Consider the following 18,541-nt stretch of genomic DNA (forward strand, 5'->3'; position numbering starts at 1 on the left):
CCAGTATGTTGGTCGCGTGAGGACTCCGGCGACTGTGGTGGCGGGTGTGGACTTCGGCGACGCCGCATTCGCCGCGGACGTGCGTGCGGGCGTCGACCGCATCGAGCAGCTGATGGAGACCGAGCTACGCGGCTCCGACGGCTTGATGACCGAGGCCGTGCTGCACCTGTTCGAGGCTGGCGGCAAACGGTTCCGCCCGCTGTTCACGGTGCTTTCCGCGCAGCTCGGGCCGCAGCCGGACGCCCACGACGTGACGATCGCCGGCGCGGTCATCGAGTTGGTGCACCTGGCCACGCTGTACCACGACGACGTGATGGATGAGGCGCAAGTGCGCCGCGGAGCGGCCAGTGCCAACGCGCGGTGGAGCAACAACATCGCGATCCTGGCCGGCGACTACCTGTTTGCGACGGCTTCGCGGCTGGTGTCGCGGCTGGGGCCGGACGCGGTGCGGGTGATCGCCGAGACGTTCGCCCAGCTGGTGACCGGACAGATGCGCGAGACCCGCGGCGCCGCGGGCGACGCGGACCCGATCGAGTATTACCTGAAGGTGGTGCACGAGAAAACGGCCTGCCTGATCGGCGCAGCGGGCCGGTTCGGTGCCATGTTCTCCGGCGCCGGCGACGATCAAATCGAGCGGCTGGACCGGCTCGGCGGCATCGTCGGCACCGCGTTCCAGATCTCCGACGACATCATCGACATCGACAGTGACCCCGACGAGTCGGGCAAACTGCCCGGTACCGACCTGCGTGAAGGCGTGCACACCTTGCCGGTGCTCTACGCGCTGCGCGACACCGGACCCGACGCCGACCGGCTGCGCGAGCTGCTGGTCGGCCCGGTCGAGGACGACGAGGTGCTGGCCGAGGCGCTGTCGCTGCTGCGCGGCTCGCCGGGCATGGCCCAGGCCAAGGACACCGTGGCGCGCTATGCGGCGCAGGCCCGCGAGGAGCTGGCCGCGCTGCCCGATCTGCCCAGCCGGCATGCGCTGGCCACGCTGGTCGACTACACGATCAACCGACACGGCTAGTTTGCGGAACCCGGCGGCTCGTCCCGGGCGTTTAATGACTAAGACCCGGGTGTTCGTAGGAGGAAGCTCATGACCTGGCATCCGCATCAGAACACGTTCAAGACGTTCGCGCTGCTGGTGGGCATGTCGGTGCTGATCGTGCTCGCCGGCGCGATGTTCGGCAGGACGGCGATGTGGCTGGCGGTGCTGTTCGCCGTCGGCATGAACGCTTACACCTATTTCAACAGCGACAAGTTGGCGCTACGGGCGATGCACGCCCAGCCGGTGTCCGAGGTGCAGGAGCCGGCGATGTACCGGATCGTCCGCGAGTTGGCCACCGCCGCACACCAGCCGATGCCGCGGCTGTACATCAGCGACACCGCCGCGCCCAACGCGTTCGCCACCGGGCGCAATCCGCGCAACGCCGCGGTGTGCTGCACCACCGGCATCCTGAACATGCTCAACGAGCGCGAGTTGCGCGCCGTGCTCGGCCACGAGCTCTCACATGTCTACAACCGCGACATCCTGATCTCGTGTGTGGCCGGCGCGCTGGCATCGGTGATCACCGCGTTGTCCTACATGGCGATGTTCTTCGGCGGCGGTAACCGAGAGGGTGGCAATCCTTTTGCGCTGGTGTTCGTTTCACTGCTCGGCCCGATCGCGGCGACGGTGGTGCGGATGGCGGTCTCGCGTTCACGCGAGTACCAGGCCGACGAATCCGGCGCGATGTTGACCGGCGACCCGTTGGCGTTGGCCTCGGCGTTGCGCAAGATCTCCAGCGGGGTGCAGGCCGCGCCGCTGCCGCCGGAGCCGCAGCTGGCCAGCCAGGCGCACCTGATGATCGCCAACCCGTTCCGGGCGGGCGAGCGGATCGGGTCGCTGTTCTCGACGCACCCGCCGATCGCCGACCGGATCCGTCGGCTCGAGTCGATGGCCCGCGGTTAGGTCTCGATCGCTGGCCGAAGGATTAGTGCCTTCTCCAAGTTGACATCGCATGTGATATCACCTGGGTATGAACCGTTACACCTATCGTGCTGAATGGTCGCCGGAGCGGTCGGAATACGTCGGACGCTGCATCGAACTGCCCTGGCTATCGGAGCGCGCGCCGACGATGCGAGAAGCGATTGCCGCCGTCGAGGAGGCCGTCGACAAAGACATCGCCGAACGGCACGCGACGGGCGGCAGCGTCCCGAGTCCACTCACCGAACGGCAATACAGCGGCAAATTCGTGGTCCGAACGTCGCCGGCATTGCACGCCCGGCTCACCATCGAAGCCGCCGAGCAGAACGTGTCGATGAATCAGTGGGTCGTGCAGAAGCTCGCCGACCGGCAGCAGCGCGGCCTCCTGGACTGGTGATATCTACAGCATCCCGACGACGCGCACCGTCCCGCCGGTGGCGTGGTGCTGTCGCTGCCAGTCGTCGATCGCCTGATGCGCGGCATGGTCGAGGTAGTGGGCAAGCAACTCGACGGTGACCACGGTGCCCGCCGGGATCGACGCCAGGGCAGCGGTCAGTCGGGGCAGCGACATGAAGGTGCAGATGCCTTCCACGACCACGCGCCAGTTCTCGCCGTCGTGTTCGGTAGCGATTTTCGCTCGGATCACTCGCCAGCCGGTCAATGCGACGGCTAGCAGCAGACCGATCGCCACGCCGTGCAGCACGTTGAGGAAGACAACAGCAAGCGTGGTCACCAGATAGATGACGAAATCGCCGTTGCGCCGCGCGGTTTGGATCTGAGCCGGCTGCAGCAGCCGGATGCCGATGACAATGAGCAGGCCGGCCAGCGCTGCACTGGGGATCTTTTGCACCAGCGCCGCGAACGGCAGAGCGAACAGCAGAATCCAGAAGCTGTGCAAAATCGCCGAGGCGCTGGATTTCGCACCGGCACTGATATTGGCCGTACTCCGCACAATCACACCGGCGATCGGCAGCCCACCCATCGCGCCGGACGCGATGTTGGCGGTGCCCTGTCCAATCAACTCGCGGTTGAGATCGCTGCGCGGCCCGTCGTGCAATCGGTCGACCGCCACGGCCGTCAGCAGGCTTTGAACGCTGGCGATGAGCGCGACCGTGAGCACCGCCGTGGCGACGGCTCCCCAGTTGCCCTTGGGGATACCCGGCAACGACAGCGCATCGAGCAGCGAGCCGTCCAGGGTGATCCGGCGGACGTTGAACGGCAACACCAGCGAGAGGACCGTCACACCGACGATGGCAGCAAGCGGGCCCGGCACATGCGAGATCGGCTTCGGCACCCAGCGCCAGACCACCAACGTGACGATCACGAGAATGCCCAGAATCAGACCGCGGCCATGCGCGCCGAGTAGTTGGGCGGGCAGACCGACGAGGTTATGCCACGAAGTGCTTTTGGATTCTCCACCCAGTAACACGTGGGCTTGCTGCAACGCGATCGTGATGCCGATGCCGGCCAGCATCGCGTGCACGACGACGGGCGAGATCGCCAGCGCCGCTCGGGCAACCCGGCTCAGCCCCAGCAGCACCTGCAGCACACCGGCGGCCACCGTGATCAAACATGTTACCGCCCAGCCGAATTGGGCGACGAGATCGGCGACGACGACGGTCAGACCGGCCGCCGGGCCACTGACCTGCAGTGGTGAGCCGCCCATGATCCCGACGACGATGCCGCCGACAATTGCGGCGATCAGCCCGGCGAGCACCGGCGCGTCGGATGCAATCGCAATGCCCAGCGAGAGTGGGAGGGCAACCAGGAACACCACGAGCGATGCCGGCAGGTCATACCGCAGGATCGATCGCAGCCGATCGCTGCGCACCGCCGCTTGGTCAACGTCGTGGTCGGCCAGTGCTTGGGTGTGCTGAATCGGTCGCTCCTTTGTCGGATCGCGGTCCATGGATGTGGAGCGTAACGACCTGCCGGTTAACACTTGAATATCTGAGGTTGCGACGACGTAAACTCTTGCCGCACATAACCTTTACCGATACCCTGCCGGCCCCTCAACGCCCAATTGCTCAGTCCGAGACTATTTATCGGGCGAAGGGGCGGTCAAACCCATGCGCCGGATACATAGAGAACACAAATTCGGGCCGCCGCTGGTCTCTGGGATCTCTGCCCCAAAAATTGGATTCATCTATATCGAATTCGGTATAGTGGATGAGGCGGTCAATGGTGAACCGTGAAAAGTGGTGATCCCGATGTCAGAAATCCAAACAGCAGATATCCGCGAGGCCGGCTGGCCGATGACCCTGGCCGGGCTGGTCTACGAGACCCGGGCGGGTGCCGGAATGACGCAGGCCCAGTTGGCTGCGGCGCTGGAGACCAGCCAGTCAGCGGTCGCCGCGTGGGAGAACGGTAGCCGCGCGCCGACGGTCGAGGCGTTGGAGCGGGTGGCTCGAGCATGCGGCAAGCGCCTGCATATCAGCATCGACGTCGACTGAGCCGGCAGTAAAGGGGCCTAGAACCCCGCGCCGTGCACTTCGTGCCCCGGTGTCTCCGCCATCAGGCCACGGTAGGCCAGCTCGACGCTGGAGCCGTGATTGATCACGCCGTCGACCTCACGGGCGATGGGCATGTTCAGCCCGTACTTGTCGGAGAACTCCATGATCACGCTGGCGGCCTTGACGCCCTCGGCGACTTGGTTCATCGACGCGATGATCTCGTCAATCGGCTTGCCGGCGCCGAGCTGCTCGCCGACGTGGCGGTTGCGGCTGCGCTGGCTGGTGCAGGTGACGATCAGGTCGCCCATGCCGGCCAGGCCGGCGAAGGTGTCCCGTTGGCCGCCGGCTGCCTCGCCGAGCTTGGACATTTCGCGCACGGCGCGGGCCATCACCAGGGCGCGAGTGTTCTCGCCGATACCCATGGAGTAGCCCATCCCCACCGCGATCGCATAGACGTTCTTCAACGCACCGGCCATCTCGACGCCGACCACGTCGTCGGTCGTATACGTGCGAAACCGCCTGGTGCGGAACAGTTGTGCCAGGCGAGCAGCGAGATGCTGATCGGGCATCGCCAGCACGGCGGCGGCCGCGTAACCTTCGGCCACCTCGCGGGCAATGTTGGGCCCGGCCAGGATGCCGGCCGGGTGGCCGGGCAGCACCTCGTCGACGATCTGCGACATCCGCATATTCGTGCCCTGCTCGAGGCCCTTGACCAGTGACACCACCGGCACCCACGGCCGCAGCTCGGCGGCCAGTTCGGTGAGTACCCCGCGGAACCCGTGCGACGGCACTCCCATGACGACGACGTCGGCGCTGTTGGCGGCCTCGGAGAAGTCGGTGGTGGCACGCAGGTTCTCGCTGAGGTCCACGCTGTCGCCGAGATAGCGGGTGTTGCGGTGGTTGTCGTTGATGTCCTTGGCGGTGTCCTCCGAGCGCACCCATTGCAGCGTCGGTGCGCGGCGCGCGCAGATGGATGCGACGGTGGTACCCCAAGAGCCGCCACCCAAGACGACGACGTTCGGTTCGCGCAGAGCAGGTGCCATGGCGATCAGCGTATTGCCGCACCGGCGGATTGGTGGCGGTTCGCGAAATCGGCGGGCGCAGTGCCGCCGTTTCTAGAGGTGGCCCCAGCCGCGAACGCCGTCCCAGCCGGCGCACACGCCGTTCGAGCATCCGTTGAAAGTGCCGCCCTCGAAGGGATTCCAGCCGCCACACCCATTCCAGCCGGGACCGCCGCCGCAGCCTCCGCCGCCGCCCTGACCGTCGGGGCCGCCGCCGCCCTGCGTGCCGCCGGGCTCGGCCAGCACAACCTGATCGCTGCCGGGAGCCGGAGCAGTCGCGGTCAGCGCGGCCGTCGGCCCAGCGCCGACTACCGCCGCGGTAGCTGCCGCCAGGACCATCGATCTGATGCAGTTCCGTGTGATTGGCATTGCTCCATACTGCGTTGGCAACCGGGCGGGCGCCAACCAGAAACGCCGGGCGTCGGGGTCGTTGCCAACCCGTTACCCGGCCAGCGCTGCGGTTTCCTCGGCGCGGCCGAACACCATCGCTTCTTCGACCCGGTCGAACTGGTAGTCCAGGGCGTCGGCAAAGTAGTTCTGCCGCACATTCCACGGCCGCTTGGTGCCCGATTTCGGCAGCGCATGCAGTGAGCGCAGCACATAGCCGGCCTGGATGTCCCACGACGGCTTTTCGGGCATCGGCTCCCCGCCCAGATGCGGATACGCATGGGTGTAGCCGTGAGCCTTCATGTGCGCCAACAGCTTTGCGGTCGCACGGGCGGTGATGTCGGCACGCAATGTCCAGGACGCGTTGGTGTAGCCGACGCACCAGAACAGGTTAGGCACGTCTTCGAGCATGTGTGCCTTGTAGACGAAGCGGTCTTGAACCTTGATTTCGGCGCCGTCGATGGACACCGTGACACCGCCGAGCGCCTGCAGTTGCAGGCCGGTGGCGGTGACGATGATGTCGGCGTCCAAATGGCCACCGGACTTCAAAACGATTCCGGTGGAGTCGAAGTGGTCGATATGGTCGGTGACCACCTCGGCGCGTCCCTCGCCGATCGCGACGTAGAGGTCGGCGTCGGGAATCAGGCACAGCCGCTGGTCCCACGGGTTGTAGCGCGGCTTGAAGTGGGTGTCGACGTCGTAACCCTTGGGCAGGTTGCTGATCGCGATGCGGCGGATCCACCACTTCATGAAGCCCGGGGTCTTGCGGGCCAAGAACCAGATCAAGCCTTCGAACAGCGCGTTGCGCAACCGGATGAGCAGGTGAGCCAGCCTGCGCGGCAATAGCTTTCGCAGGCCATCGGCGAACCAGCTGTACTTCGAAGCGGAGAACATGTATGTCGGTGAGCGCTGCAGCATCGTGACTTTCGACGCCTTCTCGGTCAGTGACGGAATCAGCGAAATCGCCGTCGCACCACTGCCGATCACCACCATCTTCTTGCCGGTGTAGTCGAGGTCCTCCGGCCAGTGCTGCGGATGTACGACGGTGCCGCCAAACTGCTCGAGGCCGGCGAACTCCGGGGTGTAGCCCTCGTCGTAGTTGTAGTAGCCGGATCCGAAGAACACGAACCGGCCGCGGTAGGTCGTCGGCACGCCGTCCTGCTCGGCGGTGACGGTCCAGGTGTCGGTCGAAGAGTCCCAGTCGGCCGAGCGAACATAGCTGTTGAACCGGATGTGGGAATCGATGCCGTACTTGTGCGCGGTTGCTTTCAGGTAGTCACGGATGTCGTCGCCGTCGGCCACGCCTTCTTTGCGGGTCCATGGCTCATAGGGGAAGCACAGCGTGAAGATACTGCTGTCCGAGCGCACGCCGGGGTAGCGGAACAGGTCCCAGGTGCCGCCGATCTGCTCACGGCGCTCCAGGATGACGTAGCTCAGGCCCGGGTTGCGTTCGGTGAGCCGGTAGGCCGCGCCCAGCCCGGAAATGCCGGCGCCAATGATGACGACGTCGAAGTGGCCAGCGTCTTGGGGCGTCGCAGTCATTGCGAACCTCGCTTCTGGTGACGAGTGTGGTCTTGGTCACCAGGGTAGGCACCCACCGGTTGATTGGGCCAGAGCAGGGATTGATTACGACGGCTGAAGCAGCACGTCGACATGCAGCGGTGCGCACAGGTCGATCAGCCACATCTGGTCGGCGGGGCTGGCGAAGATGCGTGCGTGTGAAGGGTCTTGAGTGAACGCGTCAGCGCAGTTGTCGCCGAAGAAGACGTACGTCTTGGCGTCATTGCACAGCCGCGACATCCACACCATGCCGTCGACGCCGATCCGGTGTGCGGCTTCGGCCCAGCGCACAGTATGTGGATAGCTGGAGGCGGGGCTTGACGTGACATCGTCGGCATTGACCTTCAACCGTCGCAGCCCTAGGCCGTGTAGGACGGCGAGGCGCAGCTCGCGCGTCACCTCGAGACGGACGAGCGCTTTGCGCGAGTACTGGTCATAGGGCAGGTCTCCACCTTCGACGGAGATGTCGTGCAGCAGGGTTTCGGCAACCGCCGCCTCTTCGGTTTCCGCGGCATACATGATCGGTATTACCGGCTCGCCGAAGAAACCGAACCGGGTCGGAACGCCTACGCCGGGGTTGAACTCGGTGGGGCTGCGTTTCGCCGTCAAGACGCGATACAGGAGGTGGCCCGCAGACAGTGTTTCGGTGGCCGGCTTGAACGGACTGGGTGGCGCCTTTACCACTCGACGGCCAGCGCGTCCGCCGCCACGGCGACGACTCGGTCTGGATCCTCGGTGAGGTGGTCGACGGGCCGGTCCCCATCGAAGTATGTCGTCGGCGAGCACAACCACTGCACCAAGCCCGTCTCCGACCAGTCGTTGGCCTCCGCGATCTTGCGCAGCCGACTAATCACGGCAAGGGGCTGTCCGTCCCGTCCGAACTGAAACCCGGGGTAGACGAGATGGTTGCCCCGACGTATGGCGACCAATTGGTTGTTGCGGCGCGCGCTGGCAGCGAGATTGCGTGGAGCACGCGACCGCGACCCCATCCGTTTACCGGCTTCGGTGCTGGTCAGCATGCCGAACTCGGTCTCGATTCGCGCGTAGAGGTTGTGTTCGGCTTGCACCGCCCGCGCGATGGCAGGCTCGGTGTACACGGCGACGGATGCGAGCGCCGAGCCCACGGCTTGAGCGCTCTCGCGGACGCGCTGCGTTGCGACAGTGAGGGCCTCCGCAGTCGTCATAACGACCATCGTACATGCATTTCGTGCGCTGATGGCAGGCGCACGAATCGCACGACCTACCGGTAGTTGACGAACTGCAACGCGACGTCGAGGTCGGCCTGTTTCAGCATGGTGATGACGGCCTGCAGGTCGTCGCGCTTCTTGCTGGACACCCGGACCTCGTCGCCCTGGATCTGGGACTTGACGTTCTTGGGACCTTCGTCGCGGATCAGCTTGGTGATCTTCTTGGCGTTCTCGCTGGAAATGCCCTGCTTGAGGGTGCCGGTGATCTTGTAGGTCTTGCCGGAGGCCTGCGGCTCGCCGGCGTCGAAGGCCTTGAGGCTGATGTCGCGGCGGATCAGCTTTTCTTTGAAGACGTCGACGGCGGCCTTGACGCGCTCCTCGGTGGACGACGTCAACTCGATCGCCTCGTCGCCCTTCCACGCGATCTTGGTGTCGGTGCCGCGGAAGTCGAACCGGGTGGCCAGTTCCTTGGCTGCCTGGTTGAGGGCGTTGTCGACCTCCTGGTGGTCGATCTTGCTGACGACATCGAACGATGAATCCGCCATTGGATCCGTTCCCCTTCCATCGGTATTAGCCGTTTGTACTCCGGGTACATCCTCGTTGTACTCTGCTACCCGTAATACATACGGCAGGTTGCCCGAGCGGCCAATGGGAGCGGACTGTAAATCCGTCGGCTTACGCCTACCCAGGTTCGAATCCTGGACCTGCCACCACACTCACGGCGGTGCATCCGTCGCTTACGATCGGCGCATGCGCGGCGCAAAGATCCTGATCACCGGTGCGACCGGCCAAGTCGCCGCTCCCGTCGCCCGAGCCTTGGCCGTCGATAACGAGGTCTGGGGTATCGCCCGGTTCACCGACACCGCGGCTCGTGAAGGTTTGGCGGAGGCCGGAATCCGGTGTGAGACGGTCAACTTGGCCGCGGGGGAATTCGACGGTCTGCCCTCCGATTTTGATTACGTGCTCAACTTGGCGGTGGCCAAGAGCGGCAAGTGGGACAAGGACCTCGCGGCCAATGCGGAGTCGGTCGGACTGTTGATGGCCCACTGCCGTAGCGCGAAGGCGTTTTTGCACTGCTCGTCGGCGGCCGTCTACGACCCGCCGGACGACGAGCCGCGTACTGAGCGCACGGCGCTGGGTGACAACCACAAGTTTTTGTTTCCTACCTATTCCATTTCCAAGATCGCCGGCGAGGCCGTCGCTCGGTCGATGGCGCGGGTGCTCGGCGTCCCTACCACGATCGCTCGCCTCAACGTTCCGTACGGCGATAACGGCGGCTGGCCGTACTACCACATGCAGATGATGCTGGCCGGCATGCCGATACCGGTCCCGCCCGGTGGGCCGGCGCGCTACAACCCGATCCACGAGGATGACATCATCGCGACCATCCCGAAGCTGCTCGAGGTGGCCTCGGTCCCGGCGACCACGGTCAACTGGTGCGGCGATCAGGCGGTCAGCCTCCAGGAGTGGTGCAGGTACCTCGGCGGGCTGGTCGGCAAGGAACCGGTCTTCGACGAAAGCGAGCAGGCGCTGCGCGGTAATCCGACGGACGTGGCCCGGATGCACGAGCTCGTCGGCGCCGCCACGGTTGACTGGCGCGACGGGATGCGCCGCATGGTGGCCACGTTTCACCCGGAATTGCTCGCCCGCTGCCCGACGGATTAGTACCTCCTCTAATTTGATATCGCATGTGATATCGAGTTTGGATCGTATGTCATCCTTGGAATTTGGTGCAGGCGTGACTTCTGTGACCCGGGGCTATTTGAAGAACGGCTTGCCCGCATAGACTGCGGCGCGCTGTTGGCGGGCGGTTCGCAGGATCGTGTCGGCGGTCAGGAACGCAGGTTTTTCCCGGTCGGCCGGCACGACGGGCAGTTTGGCGGCGCAGCGCATCACCATCAGGGCGAGCGCGCTGTAGGTGGCGTACGGGATGATCAGCAAATTGGCGCACGCACTTCCGCCAGTGAACGTCATGACGTGCTGGCGTTTGTGTTCCCATCCTGGCCAGTTGAAGTCCGGCGGGCGTTCCAACGATGGCCAGTTGACGTTAATGGAAGTGATCTCTCCGAGCAGCGGCGTCAGAACCCCAACGAGGCTGGGCAATTCATTGGTGATGCGGTCTACGCGTGGCCACCACGCGCCGTCGATGTCGTGGCCGAGCTCGCGGGCCACCGAAAGCCGCACTGGATTGGCTCGGCGCCGGGTCGCAACCAGATAACTCATCGGAGGCGGTTCCTTTACGGTCGGCATCCCCCGCGGACAACGAAACGGCTTGCGCATGACGCTACGCCACCGGTTACGCCCCGCCTCTGCCGGTCAGCTGACGAGTGATAGCGCGTAGGCGCGGCGCAGCTTTCCCGATGGTGTCTTGGGGATCGCCCCCGGCGCCAGCACCACGACGTTGCGCGGCCGCACCGCCACTTCGGTGACGACCTCGTGGGCCACCTGACGCCTGATGCGCCGCACTTGTGCGGGCTCGTCGACCCGGTTGGATTCGACCGCCACCGCGAACGACTCCCGGGAATGTCCGGCGTCGAGGCGCACGGCCGCCACACAACCGGCCCGCACCCCGGCGACTCGTCCGGCGGCCCGTTCTACATCCGCCGGGTAGATGTTGCGCCCCGCCATGATGATCACGTCTTTGGCCCGGCCGCAGACCACGACGTGGCCCAACTCGGTCAAATAACCCAGATCACCGGTGTCGAACCAGCCCAGGTCGTCCTGAGCGGACACGAAACCGCCCATCGTGACGTAGCCGGACGTCACCGGATCCCCGCGTACCTCGATCAGCCCCACGCCGCGGGCTGGCTGAATTGCGCCGTCCTCATCCACGACGCGGGCCTGGACACCAGCCAACGGTGGGCCCAACGACGCCAGCCGACGGGTGTTGCCTGTGGTGGCGGGCACCGCTCGGTGCAACACCGCGAGCATGTCTGCATCCACCTCGTCGACCACCATTCCGCCGCCACATTCCGAAAACGACACCGCCACAGTGGTTTCCGCCATCCCGTAGGCTGGCAGGATCGCCTCCGGGCGCAGCCCGTACGGTGCCCCGGCCGCGCACAGGTCCTCCACATCGCCCGGCTCCACATGCTCGGCACCCGACAGCGCCCACCGCAGCGACGTCAAATCGAAATCACCTGGCCGGGCATGTCGGCGTAATCGCTTGGCCAACAATGCGTATGCAAAGTTCGGCGCCGCCGTCATCGTGCCGCGGTAGTTATGGATCAACCTCGGCCACAACAAGATATCGCCCAGAAAATCCATCGGCGTGACCTTGACCAACTCGGCGCCGAACAACATCGGCACCGTCAGAAACCCGGTCATGCCCATGTCATGAAACAGCGGCAGCCAGCTCACGATCACATCGGTATCCAGCTCATACCGGGCGCCGTCAAACATCGCCTGCGCATTGGCGATCACATTGGCGTGGGTGATCGCCACCGCTTTCGGAGATCCCGTCGATCCCGACGTCAACTGCAGTAGCGCCAGATCAGCCTCACCGCTGTCCACCGCGTCGATCGGCGCGGCAGCCAGCAACTGAGCGATCGTGACCACCGTGACGTCCCGCTCGGCCAACGTCGGCACGACAGCCATGAACGGATCCGACACGATCACCACCGTCGCCTCGATCATGGCGATGACCGCCAAGGTGTCGCGTGCCCACACCTGCAGATCGGTGCGCGGCGTCGGCTGGTGCAGCATCGTCAACGATGCCCCGCGCAACCACAGCCCCTGGGCGGTCGGCGCGATCTCTGCCGGCACCCCGGCCAACACACCCACCCGATCACCAGGGCCAACGCCCAGCACGGCCAAACCGCCCGCCACCCGTCGAGCACGCTGATGAACGTCCATCCACGTGCATCTAATTGGCGCACCAGGCTCACCGGTCACCAGGCCGCGGGTACTCGACTCCGCGGCACGCAGCATCGTCTCGACGAACTGACTCACCGCCACCTCCGAAGCTTCCAGGTCTGGCCATCTCGGGAAATATGGGGTGACATGGTGACGGTACGCGGCCGAGACGCCGGAAACGAGTATTGATCGGGCGACGCGCCGTGACCATGTGGTTTCATGGCACCGATTGGGGGGGCTAGCGCGATCGGGGATGGGCGGTATCTGAGATGAATCGTCGCGACATGATGCTGACGATGGGCTTCGGCGCGCTGGCGGCTGCGATCCCGTTGCCAGAGGCCCGGGCCGACCGCCAGGGGAACTACATTTTCCACGACGAGTTCGACGGCCCGGCGGGTTCAGCCCCCGACAAGTCGAAGTGGACGATCGCCAAAGCCCGCGAGTCGATGAAAGACCCGACGTACTGGGAACGACCGGAAAACGTCGGCCAGTACCGCGACGACCGCAAAAATGTTTTCCTCGACGGCAATTCCAACCTGGTTCTGCGCGCCGCCAAAGACGGCAACACCTACTACAGCGGCAAAGTGCAAAGTCCGTGGCGCGGCGGCATGGGCCACACCTGGGAAGCCCGGATCAAACTCAACTGCCTGACCGCCGGCTGCTGGCCGGCCTTCTGGTTAGGCAACGACAACAACGGCGAGATTGACGTCATGGAGTGGTACGGCAACGGCAGCTGGCCCTCGGCCACCACCGTCCACACCAAAGCAAACGGCGCCGAATGGGCGACGCACAACATCGCGCTGGACAGCGGGTGGCACAACTGGCGATGCCAGTGGGATGACGCCGGGATGCGGTTCTACCAGGACTACGTCGACGGCGCGCAGCCATATTTCACGGTGCCGGCGAATTCGATTGCCGACTGGCCGTTCAATGACCCTGGCTACCAAGTCTTTCCAGTGCTCAACCTGGCGGTCGCCGGTTCGGGCGGCGGCGATCCCGGGCCCGGTAGCTATCCGGCCGAGATGCTCATCGACTGGGTGCGGGTCTGGTAGGGCTAGCGCACACCGTCGTTGGCGCCGAGATCGATCGCCTCGGTGACGACGGCCCGGTCGATCTGCCGTAGCGCGTGCAAGGCGGTGAGCAGTCGTTGAGTATCTGCTTCACTGTCCAACTGACAGGCGAGACTCTCTGCGGCGTCGACGAAGTCGGTGGCGGGAACGACCGGTAAGCGCTGGTCGCGGGTGTCCAGCACGTCGATGTTGCGGCGAACCTGCGCGGCCGCTGAGGTGATCGCGTCGGCCAGCTCACCGTCGGCCTCGTAGCGGTCGCTGCTGCGGGCCAGGCCTCGTCCGTAGTGGTCGCACGCGTTGAGCACCCGCAGGCCGCGGCGGATGCTGCGCCGCCCGTTGAGTCCGGCGACGCCGGCCAGCAGCGGTTTGGCGGTCACCCGGAACTGCTGTAGATCGCGGTCGAGTTGGCGCGCCTTCTCGGTCGGACTCGCAGCGGCGCCGTCGCCGAGCAGCGTCGCCACCGAGGTGTCGATCAGCGCGGCCAGCGTCGTCAAAAATGAGTGGGCGTCGTCGCGCACCGCCGCGCGAGTATGGGTCGGCAGTACCAGGATCGCCACCGCGACGCCGATGACGGCGCCGATCGCGGTCTCTTCGATCCGCAGCACCAGCAGGTGAAAGGTGAACTGCCCCAACAGGCCATACAGCAACGCCAGCATCGTGGTGATCCAGAACGTCATCAGGCTGTAGGCGACCTTCATGAAATATAAGGAGCAGAACAGACATACGAAGATCAAGACCAGCGACGCCACACCATTGCCGGAGACCAGGGTGGCCACCAGCACGCCGCTGGGCACGCCGAGCGCGGTGCCCAGCAGCCGCTGCCAACCCTTGGTCAGGGTTTCGCCCCAGGAGTTGGTGCCGGCGAACACCACGAACGCGGCGATCACCGCCCAATACCAGCGGTCCGGCGACACCAACTCGCCGGCGATGATCGCCAACGACGCGGCGACGACGGCCTGGACGGCTTGCCGCGTGGTGGGCCGCAGACCGGTGACGGGTTGCTCATCGGTGACTGCGGGAGCCGGCGGCTCCGTCGCGCTCTCGGTGACCGCTTGGTCGACCAGCGCACGCACCTCGGCGGCCGCGGTGGCGGTCGCGGTGATCGCCAATGCCAGCCGGCGCACGGCGGCGTCGTCGGCGTACTGATCGAGCAGCTGCTGCGCCAGGCCAGCAGCCCGCTGCAGCTCGCCGGGTCGGGGCACCCGGATGGCCCTGGCGAGCTGGGCGAGCGTGGCGGCCAGTGCGGCGCGGGCCGCAGCGGGGATGTCGGCGGCGGCGGCTCGTGCGCCGGCCGTCGCGACGCGTTCGACGGTGAGCTCGGCATCGAACAACCACAGCGCCAGCTGCTCGCCGGTGACCCCGGCCCACACCGCGGCCGGGTTGACCTTGTCTTCAATCTGGCTCTGCACCATCAACGCGGTCTCGTTGAGCCGCGCGGTGCGGATCCGCAGCCGGCGGCGCCGCCGCTCGTCGAACCGGCCGGCCTGCAGCGCCTCGGCGGTGGTATCGACGACGATGGCCATCCGCGCCCGCAGTGAGCGCATGCTGGCCCGCAGCACACGTTCGGGCCGGTCGGGCAACACGTACACGCCGAGCACCAAACTGCAGAGGGTGCCCACCACGATTGCCCCGATCAGCCACGGCAATTCGGTGGTGCGGGCATGCAGAAACAGCGTGAAGAAGTACGACATGAACGTGACCATCCCCAGCGCCCGCCCCCGCGGACCGAACCGGCGGACGTAGACCGCGCCGAACACGACCAGCACGAACACGACGTCGCTGACCACCTTGTACGGTCCGAGCAGCGTGCCGGCCGAGACGGCGACCGCCGCGGGCAGCGGCAGCAGCAGCATGGTGATCTTCTGTCGCCGCGGGTCGGGCTCGTTGACCGATCGCGCCGAGATCATGGTGATCAGCACACCCAGCAGCGCCACGGTGACGGGCTGGCCGGTCGCCCTGGTCAGCAGGTAGAGGATGGCCAGGGCGCAGGCCAGCGCGGCGGTGGTGCGGCCGGCCATCCGCAGCCGCAGCAGGCCGGGATCGGCGCCGATCACCCAGTTCTGCGCGCGCTCGAAGCGTGCGGTGATCCGGGTGTCGTCCACGCCGTCGATTATTGTTCGACCCGTGACGGCGCCGACGCGGGCCAAGCTGGCCGATGGCCGTGACCTGCTGTTCTTCGCGTTACCTGGGCATGTTCCGGCACCGGTTGCCGATCAGCGGCCATTGCCGAAGCGCGACGGGCTCCACTCGCAGTTGCGATTCGACCGTTCGACCGGCCAGTGGGTGATCGTCGCGGCGCTGCGCCAAGACCGCACCTACAAACCGCCGCCCGATCAATGCCCGCTGTGTCCGGGACCGACCGGGCTCACCAGCGAGGTGCCCGCGCCGGATTACGACGTCGTCGTCTTCGAAAACCGGTTCCCGAGCCTGTCCGGCGCCGCCGAGTCGGCTCTGGCGGTGCCGGAGGGATTCATGCCGGCGCCGGGCCGCGGCCGCTGCGAGGTGATCTGCTACTCCAGCAACCACACCGGTTCGTTCGCCGCCCTGGAACCGCCGCATGCCCGGCTGGTTGTCGAGGCGTGGCGACACCGCACCGCCGATCTGATGGCGCTACCCGGGGTCGAGCAGGTGTTCTGCTTCGAGAACCGCGGTGAGGAGATCGGCGTGACGCTGACCCATCCGCACGGCCAGATTTACGGCTATCCCTATCTGACCCCGCGCACCGCCGCCATGCTGGATCAGGCTGGTAAACATCGAAAGCGACACGGCGGCAATCTTTTTGCCGAACTGCTCGAGCGTGAGGTTGCCGACGGGAGTCGCATTGTCGCGCGCACCGAGCTGTTCACGGCGTTCGTGCCGTTTGCTGCGCGCTGGCCGGTGGAGGTGCACATCTACCCGAACAGGTTCGTGCACAACCTCGTCGAGCTCGATGAGGCGGAGCTGGACGGGTTCGCGCAGATCTATCTCGACCTGCTTCGGCGGTTTGACCGGATGTATTCGGCTCCGCTGCCGTACATGTCGGCGCTGCACCAGTACACCGACGCACAGCGGGAAGGCTACTTTCACGTCGAGCTGATGTCGATTCGTCGCAGCGCCACCGCGCTCAAGTACCTGGCGGCCTCCGAGTCGGCCATGGATGCGTTCATCAGCGACGTGACCCCGGAGAGTGTGGCCCAACGGCTGCGAGAACTCGCGTGACAGTCAGCTATTCCGCACCGGGCCGAATCAACCTGATCGGCGAGCACACCGACTACAACCTCGGTTTCGCGCTGCCGATCGCGTTGCCGCAGCGCACCGCCGTGACGTTCGTGCCCGAGGACACCGATGCGATCACCGTGTGCAGCGACGGCATCGACGGCTCGGTGCGGATCCCGCTCGACACGGCACCCGGCGAGGTGACCGGCTGGGCCGGTTATGTGGCTGGGGTGGTGTGGGCGCTGCGCAGCGCTGGCCACCCGGTGTGCGGTGGTGCGATGTCGATCACCAGTGACGTCCCGATCGGTTCGGGCCTGTCGTCGTCGGCGGCGCTGGAATGCGCTGCGTTGGGCGCGATGCTGTCCGCCGCCGGTCACAACATCGACCGCATGACGCAGGCCCGGTTGGCGCAGCGCGCGGAGAACGACTATGTCGGTGTCCCAACGGGTTTGCTGGATCAGTTGGCGTCGTTGTTCGGTGCGCCGTCGACGGCGCTGCTGATCGACTTTCGTGAACTCACCGTGGCGCCGGTGGCGTTTGATCCCGACGCGTGCGGTGTGGCGCTGCTGCTGATCGATTCCCGGGCCCGGCACACTCACGCGGGCGGGGAATACGCCGCCCGTTGCGCATCCTGCGAGCGGGTTGCCGCCCAGCTGCAGGTGCCGTCGCTGCGTGATGTCGGGGACGTTTCGGCACTGAACGGCGTTGGCGACCCGATCGATGCCCGTCGTGCCCGCCATGTGCTGACCGAGAACCAGCGGGTGTTGGATTTCGTTGCCGCCCTGGGTGATTCCAACTTCGCCGAAGCCGGTCGACTTTTCACCGCCTCGCACCTCTCCATGCGTGACGACTTCGAGATCACCACCGCCCACATCGATCTCATCGCCGACAGCGCGACAGGTGCGGGTGCGCTGGGTGCCCGGATGACCGGCGGTGGCTTTGGCGGCTGTGTGATCGCGCTGGTGCCGGTCGATCGGGTTGGGGCGGTTAGCGAGGCGGTGCGACGCGCGGTCGACGACGCCGGATACCAGCAACCGCTGATCACCGAGACTCACGCTGCCCACGGTGCTGGCGCGTGTATATAACTCATGCTACGGATGTGCTACGATCGTAGCATGTCTGAAGTGGCTTCCCGTGAGCTGCGCAACGACACGGCGGGGGTGCTTCGCCGCGTGCGAGCGGGGGAGAATGTCACCATCACGGTCAGTGGTCGCGCCGTCGCAGTGCTCACAGCAGTTCAACCGCAGCGTCGACGTTGGCTGAACAAAACCGAGTTCCTGACGAGATTGCGCCGCGCACAAGCCGATCCAGGCTTACGCGACGACCTCGCGGCGCTCGCCGGCGACACGACAGACGATCTCGGGCCGATCGGATGAACGATATGCCCGACGCGGGACTGCTCGACACATCCGTATTCATCGCAACCGAAACCGGACGCCAACTCGACGAGGCGCTGATACCGACGGAAGTCGCCACCACTGTCATCACCCTCGCCGAACTCAACGCCGGCGTACTGGCTGCCAGGACTACTGACATCCGGGCGCAACGATTGGCCACCCTTGAGTCTGTTACCGACATGGAAATGTTGCCCGTCGATGAGGATGCCGCACGCATGTGGGCACGGCTGCGTATGCATCTCGCCGAGAGCGGCGGCCGCATCCGGATCAACGATTTGTGGATCGCGGCAATCGCGGCATCGCGGGCACTGCCGGTCATCACCCAGGATGGCGACTTCGCCGCCCTCAACGGCGTCGCCGACCTCACTGTCGTCCGGGTCTGACCGGGCACCGGGTTGCGCCGTGGCGAGGCC

The 18,541-nt window shown here is 65.8% G+C and carries 20 protein-coding genes and 1 tRNA gene; 11 read left to right on the forward strand and 10 right to left on the reverse strand.

Annotation, left to right across the window (positions count from 1 at the left end; translation table 11 throughout):
- The first annotated feature begins 16 nt into the window (after nt 1-16).
- From grcC1 to AC5Y5W_RS08280, 3 genes are all read left to right on the forward strand, one after another.
- The gene (gene grcC1 / locus AC5Y5W_RS08270; protein WP_500009982.1) at nt 17-1,024 is read left to right on the forward strand and encodes a nonaprenyl/(2E,6E)-farnesyl/geranylgeranyl diphosphat synthase; all 1,008 of its coding nucleotides are present in this window, start codon (nt 17-19) and stop codon (nt 1,022-1,024) included.
- A 69-nt stretch (nt 1,025-1,093) separates the two neighbouring features.
- Nucleotides 1,094-1,948 carry a zinc metalloprotease HtpX gene (gene htpX / locus AC5Y5W_RS08275; RefSeq protein WP_499895412.1) on the forward strand — a complete coding sequence of 285 codons (855 nt, stop codon included), beginning with the start codon at nt 1,094-1,096 and terminating at the stop codon, nt 1,946-1,948.
- A 67-nt stretch (nt 1,949-2,015) separates the two neighbouring features.
- Nucleotides 2,016-2,360: a type II toxin-antitoxin system HicB family antitoxin gene (locus tag AC5Y5W_RS08280; protein WP_500009981.1), complete on the forward strand. Its 345-nt coding sequence runs from the start codon at nt 2,016-2,018 to the stop codon at nt 2,358-2,360.
- Nucleotides 2,361-2,363: 3 nt separating this feature from the next.
- Here AC5Y5W_RS08280 and AC5Y5W_RS08285 read toward each other — a convergent pair whose 3' ends face one another.
- Nucleotides 2,364-3,872: a SulP family inorganic anion transporter gene (locus AC5Y5W_RS08285; RefSeq protein ID WP_500009980.1), complete on the reverse strand. Its 1,509-nt coding sequence runs from the start codon at nt 3,870-3,872 to the stop codon at nt 2,364-2,366.
- 301 nt (nt 3,873-4,173) lie between these two features.
- Between AC5Y5W_RS08285 and AC5Y5W_RS08290 the strand changes: the two genes are divergently transcribed.
- A complete protein-coding gene (locus AC5Y5W_RS08290; RefSeq protein ID WP_065014947.1) occupies nt 4,174-4,416 on the forward strand; it encodes a helix-turn-helix transcriptional regulator in 243 nt (80 codons plus the stop codon).
- Between the two features lie 17 nt (nt 4,417-4,433).
- Here AC5Y5W_RS08290 and AC5Y5W_RS08295 read toward each other — a convergent pair whose 3' ends face one another.
- The 6 genes from AC5Y5W_RS08295 to AC5Y5W_RS08320 all read right to left on the reverse strand — a co-directional run bounded on the left by AC5Y5W_RS08295 (nt 4,434) and on the right by AC5Y5W_RS08320 (nt 9,156).
- Nucleotides 4,434-5,459, reverse strand: a complete 1,026-nt coding sequence (locus tag AC5Y5W_RS08295) for an NAD(P)H-dependent glycerol-3-phosphate dehydrogenase (protein ID WP_500009979.1) — start codon at nt 5,457-5,459, stop codon at nt 4,434-4,436.
- Nucleotides 5,460-5,531: 72 nt separating this feature from the next.
- Nucleotides 5,532-5,846, reverse strand: coding sequence for a hypothetical protein (locus AC5Y5W_RS08300; protein WP_500009978.1), 315 nt, complete (start codon nt 5,844-5,846; stop codon nt 5,532-5,534).
- Nucleotides 5,847-5,918: 72 nt separating this feature from the next.
- Entirely contained in the window at nt 5,919-7,406 is a 1,488-nt protein-coding gene (locus AC5Y5W_RS08305; RefSeq protein WP_500009977.1) for a flavin-containing monooxygenase, read from the reverse strand.
- Between the two features lie 84 nt (nt 7,407-7,490).
- Complete coding sequence (locus AC5Y5W_RS08310; protein WP_500009976.1) at nt 7,491-8,033, reverse strand: RES family NAD+ phosphorylase; 543 nt, start codon at nt 8,031-8,033, stop codon at nt 7,491-7,493.
- A 68-nt stretch (nt 8,034-8,101) separates the two neighbouring features.
- Nucleotides 8,102-8,608: a hypothetical protein gene (locus tag AC5Y5W_RS08315; protein WP_500009975.1), complete on the reverse strand. Its 507-nt coding sequence runs from the start codon at nt 8,606-8,608 to the stop codon at nt 8,102-8,104.
- Between the two features lie 56 nt (nt 8,609-8,664).
- A complete protein-coding gene (locus AC5Y5W_RS08320; RefSeq protein ID WP_500009974.1) occupies nt 8,665-9,156 on the reverse strand; it encodes a YajQ family cyclic di-GMP-binding protein in 492 nt (163 codons plus the stop codon).
- An 82-nt stretch (nt 9,157-9,238) separates the two neighbouring features.
- Between AC5Y5W_RS08320 and AC5Y5W_RS08325 the strand changes: the two genes are divergently transcribed.
- Nucleotides 9,239-9,324: transfer RNA gene (locus tag AC5Y5W_RS08325), tRNA-Tyr, on the forward strand.
- Nucleotides 9,325-9,361: 37 nt separating this feature from the next.
- The gene (locus AC5Y5W_RS08330) at nt 9,362-10,276 is read left to right on the forward strand and encodes an NAD-dependent epimerase/dehydratase family protein (protein ID WP_500009973.1); all 915 of its coding nucleotides are present in this window, start codon (nt 9,362-9,364) and stop codon (nt 10,274-10,276) included.
- A 93-nt stretch (nt 10,277-10,369) separates the two neighbouring features.
- Here AC5Y5W_RS08330 and AC5Y5W_RS08335 read toward each other — a convergent pair whose 3' ends face one another.
- Both AC5Y5W_RS08335 and AC5Y5W_RS08340 read right to left on the reverse strand, forming a co-directional pair.
- Entirely contained in the window at nt 10,370-10,834 is a 465-nt protein-coding gene (locus tag AC5Y5W_RS08335; RefSeq protein ID WP_500010018.1) for a DUF5994 family protein, read from the reverse strand.
- 93 nt (nt 10,835-10,927) lie between these two features.
- On the reverse strand, nt 10,928-12,562 hold the full coding sequence (locus tag AC5Y5W_RS08340) for a fatty acyl-AMP ligase (protein WP_500009972.1): 1,635 nt from the start codon (nt 12,560-12,562) through the stop codon (nt 10,928-10,930).
- A gap of 173 nt (nt 12,563-12,735) precedes the next feature.
- Here AC5Y5W_RS08340 and AC5Y5W_RS08345 point away from each other — a divergent pair, with 173 nt between their 5' ends.
- Nucleotides 12,736-13,518 carry a glycoside hydrolase family 16 protein gene (locus tag AC5Y5W_RS08345; protein ID WP_500009971.1) on the forward strand — a complete coding sequence of 261 codons (783 nt, stop codon included), beginning with the start codon at nt 12,736-12,738 and terminating at the stop codon, nt 13,516-13,518.
- Nucleotides 13,519-13,520: 2 nt separating this feature from the next.
- On the opposite strand, the gene AC5Y5W_RS08350 is transcribed toward AC5Y5W_RS08345, so the two are convergent.
- Complete coding sequence (locus AC5Y5W_RS08350; RefSeq protein ID WP_500010017.1) at nt 13,521-15,590, reverse strand: FUSC family protein; 2,070 nt, start codon at nt 15,588-15,590, stop codon at nt 13,521-13,523.
- 70 nt (nt 15,591-15,660) lie between these two features.
- On the opposite strand from AC5Y5W_RS08350, the gene galT reads away from it, so the two are divergent.
- Genes galT through AC5Y5W_RS08370 form a run of 4 tightly spaced genes read left to right on the forward strand, consistent with a single transcriptional unit; the run spans nt 15,661 to nt 18,511 of the window.
- Nucleotides 15,661-16,734 carry a galactose-1-phosphate uridylyltransferase gene (gene galT / locus AC5Y5W_RS08355; protein WP_500009970.1) on the forward strand — a complete coding sequence of 358 codons (1,074 nt, stop codon included), beginning with the start codon at nt 15,661-15,663 and terminating at the stop codon, nt 16,732-16,734.
- Nucleotides 16,731-17,816, forward strand: a complete 1,086-nt coding sequence (locus AC5Y5W_RS08360; protein WP_500009969.1) for a galactokinase — start codon at nt 16,731-16,733, stop codon at nt 17,814-17,816. The genes galT and AC5Y5W_RS08360 overlap by 4 nt, the downstream gene beginning before the upstream one ends.
- 30 nt (nt 17,817-17,846) lie before the next feature.
- Nucleotides 17,847-18,107: a type II toxin-antitoxin system Phd/YefM family antitoxin gene (locus AC5Y5W_RS08365; protein WP_500009968.1), complete on the forward strand. Its 261-nt coding sequence runs from the start codon at nt 17,847-17,849 to the stop codon at nt 18,105-18,107.
- On the forward strand, nt 18,104-18,511 hold the full coding sequence (locus AC5Y5W_RS08370) for a type II toxin-antitoxin system VapC family toxin (RefSeq protein WP_500009967.1): 408 nt from the start codon (nt 18,104-18,106) through the stop codon (nt 18,509-18,511). The genes AC5Y5W_RS08365 and AC5Y5W_RS08370 overlap by 4 nt, the downstream gene beginning before the upstream one ends.
- Nucleotides 18,512-18,541: the final 30 nt, after the last annotated feature.

This window comes from Mycobacterium sp. NGS51 (genome assembly GCF_059812525.1).